The organism is Roseiterribacter gracilis, from assembly GCA_018332375.1.
Classification (GTDB): Bacteria; Pseudomonadota; Alphaproteobacteria; order BOG-932; family Roseiterribacteraceae; genus Roseiterribacter; species Roseiterribacter gracilis.
Window position 1 is genome coordinate 3,690,297 of the sequence record BOPV01000001.1, and the last position, 24,227, is coordinate 3,714,523.

Sequence of the window (24,227 nt, forward strand, 5' to 3'; positions counted from 1 at the left end):
GAGGGGCGCTTCGGCGCCCCTCTTTTTTTGTCCAACGCTTGTCGGCTGGCGTCGAACTAGGCTAGGGACGCGTCGCTGGCAGGGAGATTGAACTAGATGTCGAATGGCGCAGATTGGACCGAGGGCTATACGTCCGAAGTCGACTATACGATGGGCTTTTACCGCGAGTTGTCGCCGCTCGCGTTTGAGTTCGCAGCGCAGCTTCGTGGCATGCAGGCGCCGCGTGTCGACCAGGCGTTCCGATATTTTGAGATCGGATGCGGGCATGGCTATTCGTTGAACCTGCATGCCGCTGCCAATCCCCAGGGCACGTTTATCGGCAACGACTTTAATCCACTGCACGTTGCGAATGCGCGCGGCCTGGCCGAAGAGGCAGAGCTGTCGAACGTGACGTTCCTGGAAAAGAGCTTTGCCGAGCTGCTCGAGATGGAGTTCGAGCCGTTCGACTTCATCGCACTTCACGGCGTTTATTCGTGGATCACGCGCGAGAATCGTCAGCAGATCGTCGAATTCATCCGCCGCAATCTGCGCTCCGGCGGCGCAGCTTATATCAGCTACAATTCGCATCCCGGTTGGGCGCCGGTTGCCCCGCTTCGCCGGCTGATGACCGAAAAGGCCGCGCGCGAAAAGGGATCTCTGCAGCAGCGGATTGACGCCTCGATCGCCCTCGCAGAAGCGCTGGATGGCGCAGGCGCGAAATACTTTCAAATGATTCCGTCATTGAAGACGCGTCTTGGTCAGATCAAAGGTCAGAATCGCAATTACATCGCGCACGAATACTTCAACCAGGAATGGAACGTTCTGTATCATGCGGACGTGGTGCAGGAGGTCAATGCGGCGAAGCTGAACTTCATCGGTTCAGTGAATGTCGCAGAGCAGTTCGACCAGTTTGCAGTCATCTCTGCGCAACTGCCGTTGCTCGCCGCGCAACCCGACCCGGTTCTGCGCGAGACCGTCAAAGACTTTTTGATGGCCCAGCAATTCCGCCGCGATTTATTCGTTCGCGGGGCAATGCAAATACCTGGAGCTCTCGCTCAGCCGCGCTTGTTGGCGCAGAAATTTGTTCTGCAAGTGCCGCGCGCTGAATGCACGATGAAAGTCAAAATTCCGATCGGTGAGGGAAACCTCGATGCCACCGTCTACGAGCCATTACTCGACCGATTGGCAGAAGGCCCGGCGTCAGTTTCATCGTTGGCGACACGTCCTGAATACCAAGGCAAACAGATCGCCGAGGTCTATCAGCAATTCGCGATCCTTTGTGCCGTCAATTACGTACTGCCGACCTTGCCCGCCGATGGTGAAGCCGATCGCCGCCGTGCAACGGACCGATTCAACCGTATTGTCATGCAGCGCGCGCAGTACAATTCCTCGTATCAATTCGTTGCTTCGCCGGTGACGGGCACCGGCCATGTCGTCGACCGTCTCGATTTCTTCATGCATGACCTCGTCGGTCAGACCGAAGAGCAAATGGTGAAAGCCGTTGCTGCAGAGCTTCGCCGTGCGGGACAAAACCTCACCAAAGATGGCAAAGTTCTTTCCGATCCCACCGACGAAGCGGCCGAATTGGCTACGCGAGTGAGCACGTTCATTTCGCAGCGACTGCCGTTGCAAACACAACTCGGCCTCGTATCGGCGCGAGGTGGAAAGCAGGGGGCGCGCCGATGATGGCTGATCTTCCCGGAGTTTCGGTCGAACCGACGCAGCCTGGCCTTTCGGGAAACTTGGCCGATACCGGATTCTGGCGGCGACTCGCGCCGACGCTGCATGTAGCCGACGCTGCCTACATGCAAACGCTGCAGGGCATGCAGGCGCCCGAGGCCGCGATGGTGCAGCTCGAACAGCTGCTGATCGACGAGGGCTATTTCCAGCTTCCGCCGCAACAGTGGGACGTTCCGATCGCAGATCTCGCGGCTTGCATCAAAACTCTAGTCGCCGCGGAGATTCCTGCGCCGTTTTGCTTCGTCTATGACGAATTCTGGATGCTGTATTACCGGCTGCATTTAATGCTGCAGCGTTTGCTCGGGCCGGACTACCGCTTCTTGCCTGACTTCTGGGCCTGGCATGTCGATCCGCGCAAAGGCGAACGCGGATGGGCGCCGCATCGCGACAAGGGCTACATGGCCTTGTTCCCAGATCGCCGGCCGAAATCGCTGACCGTATGGCTTCCGCTGACCAACGCAACGACGCTGAACGGCTGCATGTACATGCTGCCGGCGCACCGCGACCGCGTATACGCCACCGACAAAGACACGACGTGGAAAGAGAATATCGACTACGCCGGTATTCGCGCGCTGCCGGCCGACGCGGGCTCGATTCTCTGCTGGAATCAAGCGGTGCTGCATTGGGGCTCGAGTACGTCAGTTCGTGGCGCCGAACCGCGCATCTCCCTGGCGTTCGAATTTCAGCGCGGCGACGTCCCGCCGTTCAATCAGCCGTTGATGGAACCGCTACAGATCTGGCCGCTTGATGCACGTCTGCGCCTGATCGGCAAACAGATCTTGCAATACAAACACATGTATCCGCTGTCGCCCGCGATGGAACGGATTGCGGAGCAACTGCTCGCCGGCTGACGCGACCGCTTTCTACGGAGGCCGCGTGGAAAGCAATTGCCGCACGGAGACCGTCGCGCGCAGGTCATATCGCTCGCGCGCTCTGCTAGGCTCATGCCATGGCAATTCTTGGTGAGGACGATCGCGTCCGAATTACGCCAACGGCAAGCGGCAATTACCGTGCGGTCGTTGAGATTGAGGTAATCTGGCCCGACGGATCGGCCTCGCGCGCCTCGGGCGCAATGATCGGGCGCAACGATGTCTTGACGGCCGGTCACGTCGTGTATGACCCGGCTCACGGGGGATACGCGTCGACCGTCTACGTATTTCCCGCACGCGACGGCGTCGCGCAACCATATGGATTCGGTCTCGCAACCAAATTGCTCGCTGATCCGATCTGGGTCACCGGGCAGAATTTCCTGCACGACATTGCGGTCATTACGCTCGATCGCAACGTTGGGGATCTTGTCGGGTGGTATGACTACACAGCCGGCGGAACCGACGCGCAGTACACTGGGAAGCAGATTGCCACGGTTGGATTTCCGGGCGACAAACCGTACGGCACCGAGTGGATCGGCATTGCGCAGGTCGACCAGTCAACACAATCGACACTGAATTTCACCAGTACGCTCGACGTGTTTGGCGGGCAAAGCGGAAGTCCGGTTTTCACGCGCGCCGCCGACGGGTCGCCCCGGTCCATCATCGGCGTGATCTCAAATACAGACGGTTTCTCGATCAACCGCGCAACGCGCATTCAGGCTGACTTTGCGCCCTCGATCGCCGCGCAGATCGCTGGAGACGCGCCGTCGGGATTTTGGCCAGTTTCGCCGGCCGATGCCGGTAATTCGCAGGCAACCGCCAAGCCGATCTTTCTTCCACTCGGCGCGCTCGGAGTCATCGGCCAAGACAGCGATCCAACGGATTGGTTCCGCTTCGACGCGGTCGACGCTGGAACGGTTACATTGTCCTTGCGCGGGCTCGGCAACGCGCTTGATCTTGTCGTGCTGGATTCGGGCGCACACGAAGTTGCGTCGTCGCGCACGACCAGCATCGCCGACCGTTCGATCACCTTCGCGGCGGTCAAGGGCCAGACCTATTACATCGAAATCGATGCGCGCGGCGGTCCGCTGTCGGGATACATCATCGACGGCAAGCTCGATGCTCCACAGGCGCTGCAAGTGGCGGCGCCGAACGCGACGTTGCGCGGAACGGATGGTGCCGACCTTATCGTTGTCAGCGGCGGCGACGACTTCGTGTTTGCGGGCGCCGGCAATGATCGGATCGAAGTGCGGACGCTTGGAACAGTCGGGGTGACCGTTCAAGGCGAAGCAGGCCGCGATCTTGTTGCGGTGCCGGGCTTCTCGACCAGCTATCGAATTGAAAAAGGAGATCCTGGCGTCGTTCGACTATTGCCGTTCGACAACGGTCCCGGCGCTGCACCTGGCAAGCAAGTCACCCTGGTCGGCGTCGAATATGTGCAGTTCTCGGAAAAGACGCTCTTCACGCTGCAGCAGAACGAAGCGGACGTCGCGCGACTCTACAGCGCTGCGTTGGGACGTACGCCGGATATCGAAGGGCTCAACGTCCAGGTCGCGGCGAGGAGCGCGGGGCTTAAGCTTCACGATCTCGCACAGAATTTCGTCAATAGCGCAGAGTTTGCAGCGCGCTTTGGCACCGGAAGCGACGCGGACTTCGTCGAGCGCATGTACGTAAATAGCTTGGGGCGCGGTAGCGATGCTGGTGGCAAGAGCTTTTGGATCGATTTTCTGGCGGCTGGCCATGACCGAGCCGACATATTGATCGGCTTCGCCACGTCGCCAGAACACGCGCAGCGAACGACTGACTGGCTGCTGGTTGTCTGAGCAGGTTTGAAGTGGAGCCCGGCGCCTATTCCGGCTTCCGGGCTGCAGAGTCTTTTCCTTCCATCAGCGCTTGGTGACCACGGAGCGCGTCGAGTAGGCCCTCGGTCATGTATGTCCAGACCGACCGATGGCCGGTAATTAGCTTCACTGTCGCCGACATGCCGGGTTGCAATCGCTTGCGTGCATCGGCGGACAACGCATCTGGTTCGATTTCAACATCGGCAATGTATGTGCCGGCGAGCGAGCGCGGATTAGGGACCAAGTCGGGCGAAACGTTGATGACGTTCGCATTCAGACGACGCAATCCACGTCCGCCGCCATGGATCGAAACACGCGCGGCCGTTCCCGGCTTGACGTCGCTGATGTCCTGTGGCGGGACGATCACGCGCAGCATAAGCGCGTCTTGATCCGGGACGATCTCGACCAGTGCTTCGTCAGGCCGAACGACGGCGCCGACGGTCTTTACTTTGACATTTAGCACTGTGCCGCTTCGTGGGGCGCGCAACACCGTTAGCGACATCAAGTTGCGTGCTGCTTTCAGCCGGTCAGTATATTCGAGATCGGCGTCCCAAGCTTGGGTAAGTTGCCTGCTGGCCGTGTCGCGCTCGTCAGCAATCAATGATTGGGCGCGCAACTCCAATTCATTTCGCTGCATCTGGATGCGAGCAATGTTGGCGTCAATGGCCGCAATATTGCCCTCAACAGCGGCGCTGTTGCGCTGCAGTTCGAGAAGCTTCGGTTTACGCTCCAGTCCCTGGTCAAGCAGCGATCTAACGCCGTCGAGTTCTTTCTGGAAGAGTGCTTGTTGCGCCACCAATTGCGCACGTTGGGCGCGCTGGCCGGCGAGCGATTGATCGGCTTGTTGCTGCTGCGAGCGAAATTGCGCAAGCCGTTCCGCCGTACTATTTCGTGAAGCTGCAAAGGTCGCGCGCGCGACCCCGACGGCTTCGGCGATTTCGGGATCTTGCGCAGCAAAGTCGAGCAAATCCTTCGGGAAGGTGATCGCTTCTTGTCCGCTGCGGATCGCCTCGAGGCGCGCAATATGAGTCTGTTCGGCCCAATGCTTTCGCTCGAGAATGCGAGTGTTCACTTCACTGTCAGTCGGATCGAGCACTAGCAACGGCTCGCCCGCTTCGACGTGTTGATTTTCGCGTACGTTGATCTGCTGGACCAACGCTGCATAGTGGCTCGAGACGATTTTACGATAGGACTCCGACTGCACGGTGCCTTCGCCGATCGCGCCGCGTTCAAGATCCGCGGTCAGATTCCAGGCCACCAGCGAACCGAACACGACCAAGATCAAGCCGACTCCCCAGGTAACAAATCGTTGGGGGCGCAGCCAGCCGGCCAGCGTAGCGTCGACAGGATCTTCGACGGTGAAGTTGCTCGGCCACCACGGGCGCAATGTGGCTACGAGTCTTGATCCACGTCTACGAGGCGTGTCAGGCAGAGCAGAAAGGGTCATGCGCTTGCATCCGGTGTCCCGGTAGCTGTCGCATTCGTGGGATCGTCATCGTTCGGGGCGGGCGGTGGCGTCTGCGCGACAACTTGTGGGCGCGTATACTGTGCCAGCACTGCGTCGCGCGGCCCAAATGCCTGAACTTCGCCACCGTTGATCACCAACACTTTATCGACGGCTGATAGAAGCTGCAGCCGGTGCGTCATCGCGATGATGGTGGCGCCGTTGGCTTTCAGTTCGAGTAATGCGCGGGCGAGTGCGGCTTCGCCTTCGATATCGAGATTTGAATTCGGTTCGTCCAGCACCAGATAACGCGGATCGCCATAAAGCGCGCGCGCCAAGCCCACACGCTGGCGTTGGCCGCCGGATAGCGATTGGCCACCAATGCCGATCTGCGTGTTGTAGCCGTCTTTAAATGACGTAATCATGTCATGCACGCCGGCCATCTGCGCTGCACGCACGATCTTCTCCGGATCTGCACCGTCTTCGAAACGCGCGATATTGTCGGCGATAGTGCCATCGAACAACTCGATGTCCTGCGGCAGATAACCGACGAATTTACCTAGTCGCTCTGGATCCCACTGCTTCATCTCTGCGCCGTCAATACGGACGCTGCCACTTGCTGCGGGCCAGATACCTAGCAGCACGCGCGCCAGAGTCGATTTGCCGGCTGCGCTCGGTCCGATAACGCCAATGAGCTCACCTGGCTCTACGACGAAGCTTACGCCGCGGAGAATGGCGGTCTGGCCGCCAGGCGCTGAAGCAATAACGTTCTGCACAGTGATGCGGCCTTCGGGAGCCGGTAGGTCCAGCAGCTTTGCTTCCTCCGGCGACTGCAGCAGCATGGCTCGTACGCGGTCATACGCGCCGCGGGCGCCGATGAAATTCTTCCAGTTGCCAACCGCCATCTCGATCGGTTGCAGCGCACGGCCCATAATGATTGAAGCCGCAATCATTGAACCCGGCGTAATCTCTTGTTTGATCGCAAGATAAGCGCCGAGGCCAAGGATGGCCGATTGCAGAAACATGCGGACGAATTTCAATCCGGCCATCACCGTGCCGGACCGGTCACTCGCTTCTGCTTGAATACGCAATACTTCGTTGTGCTGCAGTTTCCAGAGGCGGCGGACCCCGCTCATCATGCCCATTGCTCGTAGGGCTTCGGCATTACGCGTTGAGTTCGCAACAAAGGACGCGCTCTTGATTGAAAGGCGCGACGCATCTTGCAGCGGCTTTCGCGTGTAGACTTCGTTCATCACCGCGAGCGTGAAAATAACAATGGCCGCAGCGAGCGTCAGTGCACCAAACAATGGATGCATGATAAAACAGACAACAATGAATACGGGCGCCCAAGGCGCATCGCATAGCACAAGGATGCCCGGGCCGGTCAGGAACTCGCGCACCGTATCCATGTCGCGCAGTGCTTGCGCGCCGCCCATATGTGGCGCGCGTATGGCCATGCGGAAAATTGCTTCGAAGATGCCGCCATTGGTTAGAAGGTCGAGGCGGATGCCAGTCCGAACTAGCAGGCGCGAGCGAAACGTCTCGAGCGCCGTCATGGTCAACATCAACACCGCAACAAGCAGCGTAATGAAGACCAATGTTTCGACGCTCTGCGTTCCAAGCACGCGATCGTACACTTGCAGCATGTAAAGCGGCGAAGTGAACAACAGCAGATTGATGAAGAAGCTGAAGATGAAAACCGGCGCGATCACGTCGCGGCACTTGGTAATCGCATCTTCGAGCACGGTCCGCTGCGCGCGCAACGCCGCGAAATTTACCACCGGCAATCCCTCATCCAAGTCGTGAGCGCAGTAGAGCGAAATATGGTTAAAAAACCATCGCCGCATCTTGGCGCAGGCGCCCTGCGTGCGCCTATATCGGGCGCGGACCCTTAATGCACAAGGAGCACCATGAATCTCAATCGCGGGCGGGCTTTCGTCCTCGCCGGTGCGGTCCTCTTTGCGGCCTGCGCCTCGGCAGACGCGGCCCCAGCTGACCGGCCAATTGCTGGCCAGTATGAGGTGCAAGGCCGCCTTGTCGGCCAGCAGCAGCCCTACAAGGGCATCGCAACCGTCGAGCGGGCGGGGGCGACCTACAAGGTTACCTGGCAGGTCGGCAAAGAGCGGTATGTCGGGACTGGGTTGCTCGACGGGGATGCATTCGCCGTCATCTACGCGGCGGTGGGCGCCACTGCGGCGCCCGGCTTGGTTCTGTACCGAATTCAGCCGGACGGCTCACTGCTGGGTTCGTACACGTCGATGGGCGCACAAACGATCGCGCCCGAGGCATGGCTCCCCGGGCGCGGCAACTAGCATTCACCTTCAATGAGGCTTCGGTCAGCCCATCACCATCCAGTCACTCAGAACATGCTGCTTGTTTTCCGCTGAGTCAGCGAAGTTGAGCAGCAGCTGATCGCGCGCGAGGCCCGCCTTCACGTGATCGAGCTGGAACTTGTACCCATCCGGATCCGGATCGCGCCCCAACACGTTCTTGTAGAGCTGGAAGACATAGTCCTCGTCGGTCTGGTTCTGGCCGTAGCGCGCGATGAATTCGGCGCTATGTTGGAAATTGTTGGCGAGCTGAATGAAGGTCAGGCCGCCATGCAATCCTTTATCGATCTGCCATTGTAGCCCGCCGACATCAGGCGCGCGTGCGAATGCGGCGCCATACAAGCGCGCAACGCGTGCGTCGTCGCCGGTCAGCACAAACTTCACGCCGTCTTTGAATTGCAGCAACTCGACATTGGTCAGCATGTCGGTGCCGTCGCGATTGGTCGCCGAATCGGTCAGAAGGACTGCGCCGTTGTCGCCGGCCTGCCACGTATAGTCGGCTTTGTTGCCGGTATAGACTGCCGTGTTCCAGCCGATGCCGCCATCGATAATGTCGTTTCCTGGGCCGCCGACCAGCAGGTCGTCGCCCGCGAATCCGTTCAACGCATCGTTCCGCACGCCGCCCGCGATCACGTCGTTGCCACTCAGGATCGAGACGAACACCGAACCAGGCGAACTCGATGTCGCAGCAACGGTGAGTTGATTCAGCGATACGGTGAAGCCGCTATAGCCCCACAGCGCTTCACCGGTCTTTGAGAAGACGTCGATCTGCGTAACCGATCCGCCGGTCGGCATGCCGTTCGCGTCGAGCTGGAACGTGCCTGTCCAACGTGCGACGACGTCGTTGTTGGCGAGATCTTTCGACTGCACGAAAACTTCGGTCGTGCTCGCTTGCAGATAGGGGACCGCCGTCTGCGGCTCTGCGCCCGTCGACGTAAATCCACGAAAGTCGAACCAGGCTTTCGTACTGAAAATTTGTGCTGTTGCCATTGCTGTGCGCCTCCTGCAGGCGCTTAGAGCAATGCGCAGGCCAAAGACTTGACAGCCGCAGAATTCCTTGATCGCGGCTTATGTCATTTGCACAGGTGTTAAATCCACCGACAGCGCTTTACACGAGATCGCTTAGCGCATCGTTCAGCAACGCCCGACGATCATCCGCGTGGCAGTGACGGGGTGGAGCGCCATGCGCGGCGCGGCACCGGCTTTTGCCGACGGCGCAAGGACGTCGTGTGCAATGCGATCGTTGCTACGTTTTCCGCTCGCGGTATTTGCAGTCGTTCGGTTTGTGTTGGTGCTGCCATACATGTTGCGAACGATCGCAAGCGGTGCCGGCGATCGTTCGCTGTATCGGTGATTGGCACCGTTGCGCATACGCACGGTGCCGGAGGAGTGATTGTGAACTAGGCCATGTCGGCCGTTGTGCGACGCGCAGTTCACCATTCAACGACCACTAAGCCATCGCCTCCGCGGCCGCTGGTGCCTCCGTTGACGCTGTCGGACGAGCAGGCGCCGCCGCCGCCGCCGCCGCCGAGACCACCGTCTCCGCCGAGCGCAGTATTGCCCATCGAGCCACCGCCACCTCCACATGGGCCGCCGAACCCGCCGAAGCCATTCGTGTTGCCGCCAAAGCCGGCACCACCACCGCCACCGTTCCCGCCCTTTCCTCCGACCTGTGAACTCCCGCCGCCGCCGCCCGTAAGCGCGTCGGTGAGAAAGCGCGAGAATGTGGAGGTCGGATTGACTGCTCCAGCGACGCCGGTATTTCCTGAGGCGCCAACGGATACGCCAAGTGCGTCTGCACCGCCGAATGTAGAAACTGACGATCCGCCTGCGCCAGCGCCGCCCGACGCCGACAGTCCAGTTCGAGTTGGTGCACTCGACGCACCCGCAACAGCACCGCCGCCTGAGGCACAGGTCTGAATAGCCGAACAAGGACCCGATGCGCCGCCGGGACCGAGCTGCGTCGCAGCGCCACCGCCACCGGTCGCGGTGCTGTCTTGGTTTGCAAGCCCGGATGCGCCACCGGCGAAATTCACCTGCCCGCCAGTGCCTGTGCCTCCAGCTGCGCCGGAAGCCGTTCCGCTGCTGGACTTCTGGCCGGCGGCGCCGCCGGTCGCGGAAAGCAGCGACCCAAACGAACTCGTGCCGCCCGCATTGCCAGTCGCGCCTGAAGAGCTTGAAGCTTGAACTGCAGCGCCTCCCGCACCGACGGTCACGCTGAAACTTGTCCCGGCAGATACTTCGTAGGTGCCCATCGCAAAGCCTCCGCCGCCGCCGCCAGTCGCTCTTCCGGTGCCGTCGAACGGACCAACTGCACCGGATCCACCGGCACCAATGACTCGCACGCGAATGCGATTCACGTTCGGCGGGACAACAAACGTGCCGCTTGTCGTGTACAGCCGGTATAGCCCGCTGCCGAACGTCGTCGCACCGCCTTGGCCGATTTGCACATCACCGGCAGACGCAGAGACGATGACTTGCTGAACGACGTTCTTTCCCGTCGGATACGGAAAACCAACCTGTCCGCGCTGCATCAGTAGCTCCCGCCTTCGGCTTGGATCTGCACGCCGGTCTGCGTGTCGTTGACGGTTGCGCGCAACGACCAGTTCGCAGGAATTGCGATCGGCATCAGGTTGGGTGTGTCGACTGCTTCAAGCGTCTGGTTCGGCACCGGCGCGCTGCCGGTTGCAGTCAGCGCTGGCAGCGCGACTTCGGCATAGAGGTGGTAGGCCGAGCCGTCATAGCGAAAGATGCGCACTGTGCTGGCGGTCGTCGTCGCGACCGGTTGGATCACGATGCGTTCGACCGAACCGCCGAGCGAGCCCGGCGTGAAGATCGTACCGACATTCGACGGCGCGGTGCGCGACGTGTCGCCGGTAGTGAGCATGGCAGCGCCGACGGTCGGCGTTGCCGCGTAGTTGGGTGAAGTCGCCATCTGTTTGGATCGCTCCTACATCATCAAGCCAAGTTGATAGAGAGCTGCGGCCGAGCCATCGCCCGCAGCGGAGGCTGTCGCGTTCTGCACGAAGGCAGTCGTCGCGATGTTGGTGCTGTTGTCGCCGGGACTGGGTGTCGGTGCCGTCGGCGTACCGGTAAAGGCGGGGCTGTTGATCGGCGCCGGAACAAAGCCAAGTCCCGTCGTCACGTCGCCCGAGGTCAGCGTCACCGTGCCAGTGCGCCCATTGAACGACAGCACCGCAGCTCCGCTGCTGGCCGCAGTGATGCGGCCCTGGGCATCGACCGTGATGTTGGTCAGCGTGTAGCTGCCGGGCGTCACGCCGGTATTGGTCAAGCTGATCGTGCCGGTCGATGTGATCGGACCACCGGTCAAGCCGGTGCCGGTATTCACCTGTGTCACCGCGGTGCCGCTCGAAGCGGCAGTGATGCGGCCCTGTTGATCGACGGTCAGATTGGTCAGTGTGTACGAGCCCGGCGTCACAGCCGTGTTGGACAGCGACAGGCCGGTCGGGCCGCGCACCAACGTACCGCCGGCCAGCGCTTCCTGCCGCCACAGCGGGCGCAAGTCACGGATCAGCGCGTTCGTAATCGCTGTCGTGCTGGTCGCAAGTGCGATCGATGCAACTGGAATTTTCCCACCCGGCAAAGCGGGCAGCGACGGCATTGGCGCTTCGGTGCCGGTGACGACACTGATGCTGCCGTCTGCCTGATCAACGACAACAAGATCGAGACGCGGATCGCTGCTCGGTGCCGTGATCGTTGCGCTCGATTGTGCCGCGACGACTGTGAGGGTCGTGCCAGACACGATAACGCCAGCATCGAGCGCGACCGTCATGTTCGGTGATGCTTGTTCATGCGGCGCGAACGCGTCGCCGATTTGCGCCAACACCGCAATGTCGCCGTCGAGAAAGCCGTAATAGTCGGTGACGGTCTGCGTCGTGCGTTGCGTTTGCACGAAGGTCGATGTCGACATGACGTTCTCCTACGGTGAGCGGCGCGGACCGTAGGAAGCGATTCCAGAAGAGTCTATCGCGAAGACTCGTAATTGCAGATTTTTGTTGAAACAGGAATTGCAGATCTAGGCGCGCTCCGCGTTCGCACATACACTCGGCGATTCCTGTGCGAACGCGTAGTTGCGCGCATTTGAATCTTTTGCGTGCAACAAAAACGGCGCAGCCCTTTCAGACTGCGCCGCTCTTGTTTGTTGCTACGTACGATTAGCGCAACGGCAATGTCAGGCTGATCGACGGCGGTCCGTAATAGACGGGCGGCGGTGCGTAGATCGGCGCCGGCGCGTAATAGCGCGGCTCGACATAGACGGGACGCGGCGCGACGTAATACGGACGATAGCCGTAACCGTAGCCGTAATAGGCCGGGCGGCTCACCACGACGACGCCGTCGCGATGATGGCCCCAACCGTGGCCGCGGCCATGCCATTCGTCAGCCGCAGCCGGGGTCGCCGTAGAGATCGCTGCCAGACCGACCAGGCCGGCCAAGGCAGCGAGCGTGGTTCGGGTCGTGATACGCATGATGTGAGTCCTCCTCGCTCAAGGACATGAACACGCGAGCAGGCGTTCGGAAGAGCAGGTCACCGGCTTGTCACCGCCGTACCGAATGGTCACAGATCACAGTTCTGTATCTGTAATATGGACGGAATTCACAGCTGAGCTAGTTGACAAGACAGGTTGGCGCGAGCCTCTTCCCCGCGCTACCCCCAAGGAGAGTCCGATGCGCCGTCTTGGCTTTGCCGCGATCGCCCTGTTTGCCGCCGCCGCGTTGTCGGCCAGTTCCGCGTCTGCCGCCGATCCGGTGCGGGTGCGCGCCGGCTATATCCCGGTGCTGGGGTCGGGCCAGCTGTTCGTCGTCGATCAGCAGGGTTGGGCGAAGCAGAACAACATCGCGCTGACGACGACGCAGTTCGACAGCGGGCCGAACATGATCCAGGCGCTCGCGTCGGGCACGCTCGAAGCCTATGTCGGCGGCGTTGGACCGCTGCTGGTCGCGCGCGGCAAGGGCATCAAAGTCAAAGTCGTCGCCGCGCTTGCGACGGAAGAGCTGGTGCTGGTTGCAGGCGGCTCGTTCGCGAAAGCCGTCGCTGCGGGCAAGACGCCGAAGCAGGTGATCGAAGAAGCCGCTGCCGCCGGCAAGAAGATCAAGATCTCGACGCAGCCGGCCGGATCGGTGCCGCAGACGGTGCTGCTCTATTGGCTGGTCAAAGTCGCCGGAATCGATCTCAGCAAAGTCGAAATCGTGCCGATGGGCATCGACGCGACACAGCAGGCTTTGCTGGCCGGCGCCGTCGACGCCGGCACGATCCGCGAGCCTGCCGTGACGATCGTGCAGAAGCGCGACCCCAACGCGCGCGTCGTCGTGTCGGGTGCCGGCATGTTCCCGGCGCAGCCTGGTTCGGTGTTGGCGCTGACCGAAGATTTCATGGCGAAGCAGCCGGCGGCGGCGCTGGCGCTGGTCAATGACTTCATCCGCGCGACGCAGCTGCTGCAGAGCGATCCGAAAGCGGCCGCACCCAGCCTGGGCGCAGCGTTGGGCCGCGGCATCGTCGACGAAGAGACGTTGGTTTCGGCGATCAAGTCGCCCAACCAGAAATTCGGCGCCGACCCGCAAGTCATCGTCGCTTCGACCGACGAGATGCAGCGCTTTCAGAAAGAGCAGGGCGTGCTCGACAAGGTCATCCCGATCGAAGAGCTGTTCGACCGCTCGCTGTTCGTGAAAGCGAGCGCCCAGCAGAAAAAATAGAACTTGCGCTCGTCCCCGCGTAGGTGGGGACCCATGGTGCAACGTGCTCTCGCTTCTTGCGCTTGCCTCTTGTGGGCACCTGGATCCCCGCCTTCGCGGGGATGACGAACTTGGCTAAAGTCCCTCTTGATGCGTTCTTCCCTCCGCGCGCTGTTCGGGCTCGCGCTGTTCTTCCTGTTGTGGGAGGCGGTGCCGCAGCTTGGCCTGCTGACCCCGATCCTGCTGCCGCCGCCGTCGTCGTTGCCGGCCGCATTCCTGCGCGAATTGAAGTCGGGCGCGCTGCCGGCTGCACTCAGCAACAGCCTGTCGCACTACGCGATCGGTCTTTTGATCGGCGTCGTGTTGGGGCTTGCGGTCGGCGTGCTGGCCGGTCTGTTCAAACCGCTCGATGAAACCCTGTCCTGGGTCGTGCGCGTGCTGCGTCCGATCCCGGGCCTGGCCTGGGTCCCGTTTGCGATCATCTGGTTCGGCGTGTCGACCGCCGGTGCGATTTTCATCATCGCGATCGGCGTGTTCTGGATCGAGTTCTTTGCCGCCTTGGCCGCCGTGCAAGGCGTCGAGCGCGATCAAATCGAATTGGCGCGTGCGTTCGGCTTCGGCGGCTGGCGGCAGCGTCTGGTCAAAGTCGTGCTGCCCGCCGCGACGCCCGGCATTCTGGCGGGCATTCGCACGTCGCTGGGGCAAGCCTGGATGGCGGTGGTCGCGGCCGAGCTGTTCGGCGTGCCGGGTCTGGGTCAACGCATGATGCAGGCATCGAGCTTGCTCGCGACCGATCTCGTGCTCGTCTACATGCTGACGATTGCCGCGATGTATGGAATGACCGACGTCGTCTTCAATCGCGTCAGCAAAGCGCTCCTGGCGTATCGCGCATGAACATCGCTGCAGACCTCGTCGCAATGTGCGCGCGATCCGCTTTTTGTTTGAATCCCGCCTGCGCGGGGGCTCGCGCATGAGCACGATCTTTCCCGCGCGCACCATCATCCGCCTCGAAGATCTAGCCCTGTCCTTCGACAAGCAGGGCAACGATCTCGGCCGGCCGATTTTCGAGCATCTCGATCTCGAGATCGAGCAGGGCGAATTCATTTGCGTGCTTGGTCCGTCGGGCACCGGCAAATCAACTTTGCTGCGCGTGGTTGCGGGCTTGCTGCCGCCTTCAGAAGGCAAGGTGCATCTGACGTCGCGTGTCGACGGTGCTGCGCGCCGGATCGGCTTTGTGTTCCAGGACGCGCGCCTGTTGCCGTGGCGCCGCGCGATCGACAATGCAGCGTTCGGTCTCGAAGCGCTCAACATACCGCGCGCAGAGCGTCGCCAGCGTGCCGCTGCGGCGCTGGCGCAGGTTGGGTTGGCCGGTCTCGAGCAACGTTGGCCGCATCAATTGTCGGGCGGGCAACGGCAGCGTGTTGCGCTGGCGCGCGCCGTGGCGATCGAGCCCGATTTTCTGCTGATGGACGAGCCGTTCGCGGCGCTCGATGCAATCACGCGCCGCGAGATGCAGGACGAGCTGGTGCGGCTGTGGCAGGCCTCGGGCGCCACGGTTCTGTTTGTGACGCACGACGTCGAAGAAGCGCGCTATCTCGCCGATCGCATCGTCGTGCTGGAAGGGTCGCCCGCGCGGTTGGCGGCGGTCCGCCGCGTCAGCTCCAGCCGCAAAGAACGCGCACTGCGTCGTGCGGCGGATCAGACTCTGCATCTCGCAGAGTCGATCGAAGAGTGGACGATCTGACCTAGGTCGTTTGGCTAGTCGTCCATCGCGTCGGCGCTAGGCCCGTGATCGACCAGAATGCGCAACAGCTCGGCCCGATCTGGCATCGCAAGCCGCCGCCGGTCTGCGCCGCCGCGTTCCCAGATTTCCGTCAGATGATCCAGCCGTGCCAGGCCGATTCCGATCGACTGGAAATAGCTCTGCGCGCCTTCGAGGAATTTCAGAAACGGCGCGTAGTCAGCTTGGCTCAGAAACAGTTGGTTGAACGCGTTCTGGTACAGATTCAATTTGGACTCGACGTCGACGACCACGGTCGACAGCGCGCCCAGCAGATGCAGGATCAGCGTCTTGATCGCATCGTCGCGTTTCTGCTTCGGGTCGAGCAGCTTCTTCGTGTCTTCCAGCCAGCGCAGCAGATTGTGAATCGCTTCTTTGCGGCGCGCATGTTCGTAGCCGTAGAAGATCACGCCTTTCCACGCGAAAAACGTGTCCAGCACTTCTTGTTCCGGAATGCGGAAGACGCGGCCTAGCGCGCGCAGCTCGTCGCAATCTTCCAGATGCCAAAGCAGGTCGAGCAGCTTGGTGAATTGATCGCTCTTGTCGCCTTCGCCGGGATAGAGCGAGCGCACCATGCGCATCAACTGCGATCGCACGAACCCGTCGATCGCCACCCATTCTTCGGCCGGTACGTCGTAATAGGCCTGGTTGATCAGGATCCGCTTCATGCGGAACTTGTCGCGCAGCAGGAACGGCGACACCGACGGCACCGTGTCGATCATGTCCAGCACGTAACAGTCGAGCGTGAAGGCTTCGCGCGTCGCCGGCGTCTTGAGATCGAGCATGTCGGTCAGTGCCGTCTCGAACTCTTTGGTGCCGTAATAGACGGTGACGCCGCCGAGATAGATGTCGCGCGTGTCGTACGGCAAATAGAGTTTGGTCGCGATGCGGCGGCGGCGACGATCGCCGGGAGCCGCGCGCAGCTCGACGTCGGGCGGCGGCGTGTCTTTGATCAGCACCGATGCGTTGAGCAGGCGAGTACGAAACAGCGCGCCGACACCTTCGGGCAGCCGGTCGAACGCCGCAGCGCAGTTGAACACGCGCGACGAGCCCGAGGTAAGAACAGCCTCCAGGCTGGGATCGCGCATTCTACGTTCGCTGCATCACGGTTTCTCCGAACCGCTTGCCTAGCATAGGTAGGAACAAATGCCACCGGAGATTTGATCAAATCTCTGCGGACATCCTATGCAGCTTTAGTCACGCGGGCATCAACGCTTTGCCATCGCGCGCCACAGCAGCGTTCCGCACAAGCAAAAGGCAACCAGGCCCAGTGCTTCGGCAGTCGGTTGAAACCCGGCCGGTGCGAGGGCGAGCGGGGCGGCGCTGCCGCTGCCGACGATCAGTGCGGCCAGCGCGACACCAATCAGGCTTTCGCCGACGATCAAGCCCGATGCGACCAGCACGCCGCGCCGTTCCGCGCGCGCCATCGCGGCCTCGTCGCGCGTGCGGCGTGCGTGCCGCCGCGCCAGATGCGCCAGCACCGCACCGATCACAGTCGGCGTTGTGGTCGACAGCGCGAGATAAATGCCAAGCCCAACCGCGAGCACGGGCAGGCGCAAGCCGAACCGGCGCAGCCCCAGCGAGTCGATCAGAATCAACGCGACGCCAATCGCAAAGCCGATGCTGAGATAGGTCCAGTCGAGTTCGCCGCCGAGGACGCCTTTTGCGAGCGACGAAATGATCGTCGCTTGTGGTGCTGCCAGCACCTGGCGCGGATCCATGTCGGGCCGCGGCAGCGCGCCGGTGAAGCCGTAGGCCTGGTGCAGCAGATCCAGCACTGGCGGAATGACGGCGGCGCCGACGACGACGCCGATCATCAGCGCAACTTGCTGCTTCCACGGCGTCGCGCCGACAAGTTGCCCGGTTTTCAGATCTTGCAGATTGTCGTTCGCGATCGTCGCGATCGCCAACACCATCGACACGATGAACAGCGCCAAGGCGACGGCTGGTTTGGTCGTGGTGCCGCCGGTCGTCGCGTCGAGCAGATACAGCATCAGTGCAACCGCCAGCATCGCGACGATGCCGATGCCGGAAATCGGACTGTGCGAGCTGCCGATGATGCCGGCCATGTAGCCGCACGTGGCCGCGACGAGCAGGCCGAGAATGAAGCTGAACAGGATCGCTGCGATCACCAGATCCCAACGGGTGAAGCCATACGCGTCCTGCACGAAGACGATGAACAGCGCTGCCATCGGCACCGCCAGCGCCAGCGCCAGTTTCATCACCTTGTCGAACGGCAGATCGCGCTCGACGCGCGGCACCGCATCGCCGCGACCGGCGCGCGTTTCAGCCAACGCGCGCAGCGAAGCGCGCACGCCGTCCGCAAGCGGCTTGGCCAACACGACCAGCGACCAGACTGCGGCGACCGTCATGGTGCCGGCGCCGATGAAACGCACACGCGTGCGCCACAGCCCGACCGCGTGCGCAGCCAGGTCGGTGCCGTCGGGCGTCGGAATCAGCACGGTCAAAATCGGCACCGCGACGCCCCAGGCGATCACCACGCCGAGCAAAATCGCCAGCCCGACCGAGATGCTGATCAGCCAGCCGACGCCCAGTAGCGCGAAGGAAAAGCCGCAACCGACGATGCCGGTCGCCGGGCCGATTTTGAACGCGCGCAACCCATCTTCCGAGATCAGACGAAAGCCGCCCGATGCGATGCCGAAGGCGGCAGACGCGATCGCGCCGCGCACGATGTCGACGACGCCGGGTTCGTTTTTTGCGCGCGGCCCATCGGCTTCCACAGTGCTGCCGGCGCGCAGAATTTCGGCCGCGGCGACGCCTTCGGGATAAGGAAGCCCGCCTTCAACCACCATCGCGCGGCGCAGCGGCACGGTGTAGGCGACGCCCAGAATGCCGCCGACGGCGCAGATGCCGGCCGACAGCCAGAATGGAAACCCGTTCCAATGTCCCACCATCAACAGGCCGGGCATCACGAAGATGATCGACGACAACGTGCCGGCGGCCGACGCAACGGTTTGCACGATGTTGTTTTCGAGCACGTTGTGGCCGGGTGCGAAGCGCAGGATCGCCATCGAAATCACCGCGGCGGAAATCGACGACGACACGGTCGTGCCGACACGAAGGCCGAGATAGACGTTGGCGGCTGTAAACACGACCGTGATCGCGGCGCCCAGAAGCAGGCCCCGCAGCGTCATTTCCCGCACTGATGTCCCCCACGGTCCTGTTTCTTGCCAGCCCTGATTCTGGCTTGCCGCGAAGCTAGACAGATTCCTGCAAGGCGGAAACGTCGGAGAGGTAAACGGCGAAGATCGGCCGTGCCTTATGCGACGCGCATACTCGTGTCGTTGGCGTGGGCGGGGAACCACAGGCGCGCCGTGGTGCCGACGCCGGGTGCGGATTCCAGATCCAGCCGCCCGCCGTGCGCCTCGATCAAACGCTCGACCAGCGCCAGCCCCAGCCCGCTGCCGCGTTGCGCGACGAGATGCGCTGCGCGGCCTTGGCCGAACGGTGTGCGCGCAATCGCCAATTCGTCGGCGGTCATGCCGACACCGTTGTCGACCACTTCCAGCTCGACGCCGCCCTTCGCATGCGCGCGCAGCCGCAATTCGACCCGCCCGCCGACCGGCGTGAATTTGATCGCGTTGGACAGCAAGTTCAGCGCCATCTGCTTGGCCGCGCGTGTGTCGGCAAACAGCGGCGGGCAATCGGCTTCGACCGTCAGCTCCAACTGCACGCGCGCGCGCTGCGCCAGCTCGCTCATCATGGTGCGGCAGGTTTCGACCAGCCGGTCCGGCGGCAAGAGTTCGGGTTTGAGATCGAGCTTGCCGGCATCGATCTTCGACAGATCCAGCAAATCGTCGATCAACGACAGAAGATGCAAACCGCTATCGCGGATATGGCCGGCATAGGCGACCAGCCGTTCGTTCTGCGCAGCAAAGAGCGGGATCAGATCGGCAAAGCCGATGATCGCATTCAGCGGCGTGCGCAGTTCGTGACTCATATTGGCCAGGAACACGCCGCGCGCGGCGTTGGCCAGATCGGCTTCGCGCTTTGCCTGGCGCAACTCACGTGTGCGGCGGGTCAGCGCTTCGCGCGCCGATTCCAATTCTTCTTCGCGGCGTTTCAGCGCCGTGATGTCGGTGCGCACGCCGACCATCGATCCGTCGGCGCCGCGCTGATCGACGCACAACATCCACTTGCCGTCAGCCATGCGCTGTTCGTAGACGCGGCCTTGTTCGTTGGGGCGCAATTTGCGCCGCTCTGACCATTCCTCAAAGCTCTTGCCGCGCACATCCAGCACGTTGGCGTCCCACATGACGCGCAGATACTCGTCAAACTTCATGCCGGGGCGCACGATGTCGGCCGCCGATCCCATCACGCCGCGATAGCGTTCGTTGCACAGTTCGAATTTCCCTTCGGCATCGAACAGGAAGAATCCGTCGCCCAGCGTTTCGATCGCCAGGCGCAGCCTGCTCTCGGCTCGTCGCGCCGCTGCCGTGCTGGCGGCCGCACGCTCGTTGGCGCGCAGCGCGCGTGCCAACAGCGCCAGCATTGCAATGCTCAACGCGCTGGCGCCGAACAACAAGAACAGCGCGCGACGAACGACAGGCTGCAGGATCTCGCCGCGTGCCTGGCTGACTGCGACGAACAACGGCACGCGATCGACGCGCCGGTACGCGACCAAGCGGTGCACGCCGTCGATCGTGCTGACGCGATCCATGAAGCCGGCGACTTGGTCGTGCTGCAGATCCGCGATGGCGGAGCTGCGCACGCGGCCTTCCAGCATGTCGTCGGACAGGCGCGTGCGCGACAGAATCAGCCCGTCTTCGCGCGCAAGCAGCACGGCGCCATGCTCGCCGACATCCAGCGTTTCGAAGAATTTCTGAAAGTAGCGCGGGTCGACCGATGCGATGACGACGCCGTCGAACTTGCCGTTGCGTTCGATCCGGCGTGCGACGCCGATGATCCATCGCCCGTCGCTGCGCGTGCGGAAGGGCGGCGAGATGATCATCTCGGCTTCGCCCTTGGCGAGCGGCTCGAAGAACGACCGGTCGCGCACCGACAGGCCTTCGATCGGACCGCCGCCGCCCAGCCGGTTGCGTACGTCGCCGTTGGCGTCGGCATGGGTCAGGATGATCAGCCCGTCGCCCAACATCTCGCCGGCGCGGCCGACGCGGCGCAGGTCGGTGTCCGGGTCTTGCACCAGCGCGTTGACCAGGCTGCGCAGCGCACGGTCCAGCCCGTCGAAACTGCGCGCAGTTTGTTCGGCAAACACGCGCGCCAGATTTTCGCCGGTGCTGCGCGCAACCGACATCGTGGTGCGGCGATCGAATTCGATGAAGGCAAGCGTGCCAAGCCAAACCACCGCAACCGCGACGGCGGTCAAAAGCCGCGCACCGCCGCGAACCGGGGCGCCCTCGGAGTCGTGGGAGTCGGCTGGAGGCTGCACGACGGGAGAAAACCGTGGGGTGCGACAATGATCGGTTAATTCGCGGCCGGGCGGGGTCCCTGGATCTCTGCGGTTCGTCTAGCGGCCGTAGCCAGTTCGGCGCCGTCTGCGCTGCGCACCATTGGGGCCCAATGCACCGGATTGTGTCGGTGCAAACTGTCGCCAGGGCAGGACAAGCCTTCGATACAAATGTCGATATCCTGACGCTTTCTTTATTCTCTTGATTCCACGTTCACGCTTGGTGAATTACCGAAAGACGGAAAACCGCGCGGGAGAACGACGCGATGGAAATCAACGACTGGGACGATCAAGGTTCAACGCCGTACACGCCGCCGGCACCCCCGCCGCCGGTCTACGAACCGCCCCCGCCTCCGCCTGTCGTTGAAGCGCCGCCGGTAATCGTCGACATCCCGTCGCAGCCGCCGGAACAGCCGCCCTACGTTCCACCGCCCGAGCCGTACCAACCGCCGGTCTACACGCCGCCGGAACCGCCGCCGCAACCGGACCCGGTCTATTACGATCCGACCCCGGTCTACACGCCGCCACCGCCGGCCTACACGCCGCCGCCGACCTACAATCCGCCGTCGAACGACACGACCACGGTCATCACGCCGCCGCCGCCGCCGCCTGCAATCAACGGCACGGCGTATATCGACGCGCTGTATCGTGGCTTCTTCGGACGTGAAGCGGATGCGGGTGGCGAGGCCGTGCAGGTCGCCGCCTACAACGCGTTCGCGCAGCAATACGGGGTGGACAAAGCGAACGCAGAATTCGCGTCGCGTTTTTTGAATGCCGACGAAGCGAAAGCGAATGCGGCCAAGGTCGTCACCACGGTCACCCAGACGATCGCCGCCGCGAAAGAAGTGCTGCAGCAGAGCAGCGCCGCCGAAGCCGCGCAGAATCTTAATGTGCAGCTCGCGCAGGCCGCGAAGCAGGTGGCGGATGAGGCCAGGGCGCAGGCTGGACTCGCTGCGTATGGTGTGGCCGTACCCCAGAACAACGCTGTCGGCGTGAACGCAAAGGTGCAAACGGGCGCCGACTTGTTTGTGTCAGCGGTTTCCGCACAAGCGGGCGGTGCCGCCGCGCCGCCCGCTCAATCCGGTGCTGGCGCGTACATCGCGCAACTTTATACGAACATTCTCGGCCGCCAGGCTGACGCGGCGGGGCTCGCATTCCAAACGAATGCGTTCGAGGAATTTGCAAACCAGCACGGCGTCGATGCCGCGAAAGCGGAATTTACATCGCGCTTCCAGCAGTCGACCGAAAACAAGCCGGTGGCGCAAAGCGCGCCCGCGCAAAAGGCGCTCGTGAATAGCGCTGCGACGGGAAATCAAACGGGGCCGACGTATCAGGACTTCGTTGATTTCGGTGTCTGGAAGACCGCGCAACTCGGCAATCGCGACGCGTTCGATTCGTTCAGCAACGGCCACAGCCCAACCGGCGGCGGTGGCATGGACTCGGTCATCACGGGTTCTTCGGGTGGTGGCTTTGATAGTGAGTGGGGTGCCGGTAGCACTTTCTCGCCCGGCGCTGGACAGGGTGCGGACGCTAACTACGCGACGGAGAAATCTGACGCCAGCGGTGGCGATGGCGGCACCGATTACGGATATGATAGTGGCGGCACGTCAACGACTGGTGGTCGGACAATCACGACGCGATACGTGCCGACGGCTGTCGATACTGTAACGCCGATTGAAGACACGACATCTTCACTCGGCATTCTTCAGTCGCTTATTAGTCTAATTCCGGCGGTAGATTTGTCGCAGGGGACCAGCGACAAACCTGTAGAGATCTTCGTTTACGCTGATCGCAACCCGAACCCGAAGCCGTCAACGGTCACGCTTGGCGTGGTTGCCAATGGAAACGCTTTCGCGTTTCTTCAAGGATCGGTGGAAGCGGGAAATTCGTTCGGCCCTGACGGAATTTTCCGCTACAGCAACGTTGCAGGTGGGGGTGGGTCACCACCTCAAAATCCGACAAACCCGAGCGCAAAATTTTCTGCAAACGTCGGAATCGATATAACATTCTATAAGAATGTGAATTCTACTCCAGCGGACTTAAGCGGGCCGTATCAGCAAAACGGGTTGACGATCGCGTGGCCGGGCTTTCCGATCAGCTTTACGTACACCTCCATCGTCGCGCCGAATGGTGTCACCGGAAACTCTTATCAGTTGCTCTTTGGCGCGAATACGCCCGGCATAAACAGTGGCGGCGGCACGACGACGATAGGTGGTAAGGTAGATCCGTATACGATCGATCCATGATAAAAATCATTCTCGTGATCGCGCTCGTCGTGATCCTCGCAATCCGTGCGACTTGGCGCGCTAGATGGCTGAACAGAACGTTTTCAGGTCCTGAGCTCGTCGAGTATCAGGAGCGCAGCATGACGTATTTTGTTGAGCCGCTTCAGAAGAAATTGCTGAACTTCGCGGACACGGCTTGGTTCATTTTGACCGCGGTTCTAATCATTACCGTTCTGGCATCAGTGTATCTGCGGTGGATCCGTGATGATGGTGAAAAGGTTCAGGGTGAGCGGTAGGCAGGACCATCATGGATCTAGTTGGTGAGCAGAATCGCCAGTGCGTCGGCGTGTTTCTCGGCGCCTGACACGTTGTTCGCTGATCAGAAAATGCGGCTAGTCCGGATGGATAAACGCAGCTTTCCTTACCGGCCGGTCGACGTCGCGAAACCTATTGCCCTCATGCTCGCCGTCGCGGCGATCCCAATTTGGCACGGACTCACTACGGGCCGCGGAGCCTGGGCGATGTACCAGAGTGCGTTTGATCTCGGGTGGCGAAATGGGCTGGCCGTGATGGCCGTCGAAGCGGCGACGGTCGGGCTTGGTGTTTTTATGGCACTCACCAATGGCCGCATCCGGGTCGTGGGGGATTCGATCGAAAAACGGTCGTTTGGTTTTCTCTCTACCGTCATTCCGATCGACGAGATTGTTGAAATCTCAAAGTACGACGTCATGAGCGGCAGCCGGCGGATTGCGAATATTCATGTGCAAGGGCCGTCTGCGCGAATTCGGTTTTCGAGCAGAATCATGCGGTATGAGGAGCTGATGCGTGTCCTTCGCATACGCGCTCCCGCAAGCGCGTTTACGTTCGAAGATCAGTGATCCGGGCGCGTGCAATTCTGCA

Annotated in this window: 20 protein-coding genes; 10 read left to right on the forward strand and 10 right to left on the reverse strand. The window is 61.8% G+C overall.

From position 1 onward, the window contains the following. Nucleotides 1-96 precede the first annotated feature (96 nt). The 3 genes from TMPK1_RS18405 (at nt 97) to TMPK1_RS18415 (ending at nt 4,411) form a co-directional block, all read left to right on the forward strand. Nucleotides 97-1,665: a class I SAM-dependent methyltransferase gene (locus TMPK1_RS18405; protein WP_420244881.1), complete on the forward strand. Its 1,569-nt coding sequence runs from the start codon at nt 97-99 to the stop codon at nt 1,663-1,665. Beyond that, the gene (locus TMPK1_RS18410) at nt 1,665-2,570 is read left to right on the forward strand and encodes a phytanoyl-CoA dioxygenase family protein (RefSeq protein ID WP_420244882.1); all 906 of its coding nucleotides are present in this window, start codon (nt 1,665-1,667) and stop codon (nt 2,568-2,570) included. The genes TMPK1_RS18405 and TMPK1_RS18410 overlap by 1 nt, the downstream gene beginning before the upstream one ends. Before the next feature lie 98 nt (nt 2,571-2,668). Further along, nucleotides 2,669-4,411, forward strand: a complete 1,743-nt coding sequence (locus tag TMPK1_RS18415; protein WP_420244883.1) for a DUF4214 domain-containing protein — start codon at nt 2,669-2,671, stop codon at nt 4,409-4,411. 25 nt (nt 4,412-4,436) lie between these two features. Here the strand turns inward: TMPK1_RS18415 and TMPK1_RS18420 are convergent, their stop codons facing one another. Both TMPK1_RS18420 and TMPK1_RS18425 read right to left on the reverse strand, forming a co-directional pair. Then, nucleotides 4,437-5,876 carry an HlyD family type I secretion periplasmic adaptor subunit gene (locus TMPK1_RS18420; RefSeq protein ID WP_420244884.1) on the reverse strand — a complete coding sequence of 480 codons (1,440 nt, stop codon included), beginning with the start codon at nt 5,874-5,876 and terminating at the stop codon, nt 4,437-4,439. Continuing rightward, nucleotides 5,873-7,720: a type I secretion system permease/ATPase gene (locus TMPK1_RS18425; protein ID WP_420244885.1), complete on the reverse strand. Its 1,848-nt coding sequence runs from the start codon at nt 7,718-7,720 to the stop codon at nt 5,873-5,875. Before TMPK1_RS18425 ends, TMPK1_RS18420 begins: the two co-directional genes overlap by 4 nt. A gap of 63 nt (nt 7,721-7,783) precedes the next feature. Between TMPK1_RS18425 and TMPK1_RS18430 the strand changes: the two genes are divergently transcribed. After that, entirely contained in the window at nt 7,784-8,185 is a 402-nt protein-coding gene (locus TMPK1_RS18430; protein WP_420244886.1) for a hypothetical protein, read from the forward strand. A 24-nt stretch (nt 8,186-8,209) separates the two neighbouring features. On the opposite strand, the gene TMPK1_RS18435 is transcribed toward TMPK1_RS18430, so the two are convergent. From TMPK1_RS18435 to TMPK1_RS18455, 5 genes are all read right to left on the reverse strand, one after another. Then, nucleotides 8,210-9,193 carry a DUF4214 domain-containing protein gene (locus tag TMPK1_RS18435; protein ID WP_420244888.1) on the reverse strand — a complete coding sequence of 328 codons (984 nt, stop codon included), beginning with the start codon at nt 9,191-9,193 and terminating at the stop codon, nt 8,210-8,212. Between the two features lie 443 nt (nt 9,194-9,636). Beyond that, a complete protein-coding gene (locus tag TMPK1_RS18440; RefSeq protein ID WP_420244890.1) occupies nt 9,637-10,737 on the reverse strand; it encodes a hypothetical protein in 1,101 nt (366 codons plus the stop codon). Further along, nucleotides 10,737-11,138: a hypothetical protein gene (locus tag TMPK1_RS18445; RefSeq protein ID WP_420244891.1), complete on the reverse strand. Its 402-nt coding sequence runs from the start codon at nt 11,136-11,138 to the stop codon at nt 10,737-10,739. The genes TMPK1_RS18440 and TMPK1_RS18445 overlap by 1 nt, the downstream gene beginning before the upstream one ends. Nucleotides 11,139-11,153: 15 nt before the next feature. Then, entirely contained in the window at nt 11,154-12,134 is a 981-nt protein-coding gene (locus TMPK1_RS18450) for a hypothetical protein (RefSeq protein WP_420244893.1), read from the reverse strand. A gap of 244 nt (nt 12,135-12,378) precedes the next feature. Beyond that, nucleotides 12,379-12,690 carry a hypothetical protein gene (locus tag TMPK1_RS18455; protein ID WP_420244894.1) on the reverse strand — a complete coding sequence of 104 codons (312 nt, stop codon included), beginning with the start codon at nt 12,688-12,690 and terminating at the stop codon, nt 12,379-12,381. 199 nt (nt 12,691-12,889) lie between these two features. Between TMPK1_RS18455 and TMPK1_RS18460 the strand changes: the two genes are divergently transcribed. The 3 genes from TMPK1_RS18460 (at nt 12,890) to TMPK1_RS18470 (ending at nt 15,638) form a co-directional block, all read left to right on the forward strand. Then, a complete protein-coding gene (locus tag TMPK1_RS18460; protein WP_420244896.1) occupies nt 12,890-13,915 on the forward strand; it encodes an ABC transporter substrate-binding protein in 1,026 nt (341 codons plus the stop codon). A 129-nt stretch (nt 13,916-14,044) separates the two neighbouring features. Then, nucleotides 14,045-14,788 carry an ABC transporter permease gene (locus TMPK1_RS18465; protein ID WP_420244898.1) on the forward strand — a complete coding sequence of 248 codons (744 nt, stop codon included), beginning with the start codon at nt 14,045-14,047 and terminating at the stop codon, nt 14,786-14,788. Between the two features lie 76 nt (nt 14,789-14,864). Then, nucleotides 14,865-15,638 (forward strand): ABC transporter ATP-binding protein, encoded by a 774-nt coding sequence (locus tag TMPK1_RS18470; RefSeq protein WP_420244899.1) that lies wholly within the window; start codon nt 14,865-14,867, stop codon nt 15,636-15,638. Nucleotides 15,639-15,652: 14 nt separating this feature from the next. Here the strand turns inward: TMPK1_RS18470 and TMPK1_RS18475 are convergent, their stop codons facing one another. The 3 genes from TMPK1_RS18475 to TMPK1_RS18485 form a co-directional block, all read right to left on the reverse strand. Next, complete coding sequence (locus TMPK1_RS18475) at nt 15,653-16,762, reverse strand: hypothetical protein (protein ID WP_420244900.1); 1,110 nt, start codon at nt 16,760-16,762, stop codon at nt 15,653-15,655. Between the two features lie 120 nt (nt 16,763-16,882). After that, nucleotides 16,883-18,829, reverse strand: a complete 1,947-nt coding sequence (locus tag TMPK1_RS18480) for an OPT family oligopeptide transporter (protein ID WP_420244901.1) — start codon at nt 18,827-18,829, stop codon at nt 16,883-16,885. Nucleotides 18,830-18,954: 125 nt separating this feature from the next. Beyond that, nucleotides 18,955-21,021, reverse strand: coding sequence for an ATP-binding protein (locus tag TMPK1_RS18485; RefSeq protein ID WP_420244902.1), 2,067 nt, complete (start codon nt 21,019-21,021; stop codon nt 18,955-18,957). 347 nt (nt 21,022-21,368) lie between these two features. Between TMPK1_RS18485 and TMPK1_RS18490 the strand changes: the two genes are divergently transcribed. The 3 genes from TMPK1_RS18490 to TMPK1_RS18500 are packed head-to-tail and all read left to right on the forward strand — an operon-like array spanning nt 21,369 to nt 24,205. Further along, nucleotides 21,369-23,348 carry a hypothetical protein gene (locus TMPK1_RS18490; RefSeq protein WP_420244903.1) on the forward strand — a complete coding sequence of 660 codons (1,980 nt, stop codon included), beginning with the start codon at nt 21,369-21,371 and terminating at the stop codon, nt 23,346-23,348. Continuing rightward, nucleotides 23,345-23,623, forward strand: a complete 279-nt coding sequence (locus tag TMPK1_RS18495; RefSeq protein ID WP_420244904.1) for a hypothetical protein — start codon at nt 23,345-23,347, stop codon at nt 23,621-23,623. The genes TMPK1_RS18490 and TMPK1_RS18495 overlap by 4 nt, the downstream gene beginning before the upstream one ends. Nucleotides 23,624-23,647: 24 nt before the next feature. After that, the gene (locus TMPK1_RS18500; RefSeq protein WP_420244905.1) at nt 23,648-24,205 is read left to right on the forward strand and encodes a hypothetical protein; all 558 of its coding nucleotides are present in this window, start codon (nt 23,648-23,650) and stop codon (nt 24,203-24,205) included. Nucleotides 24,206-24,227: the final 22 nt, after the last annotated feature.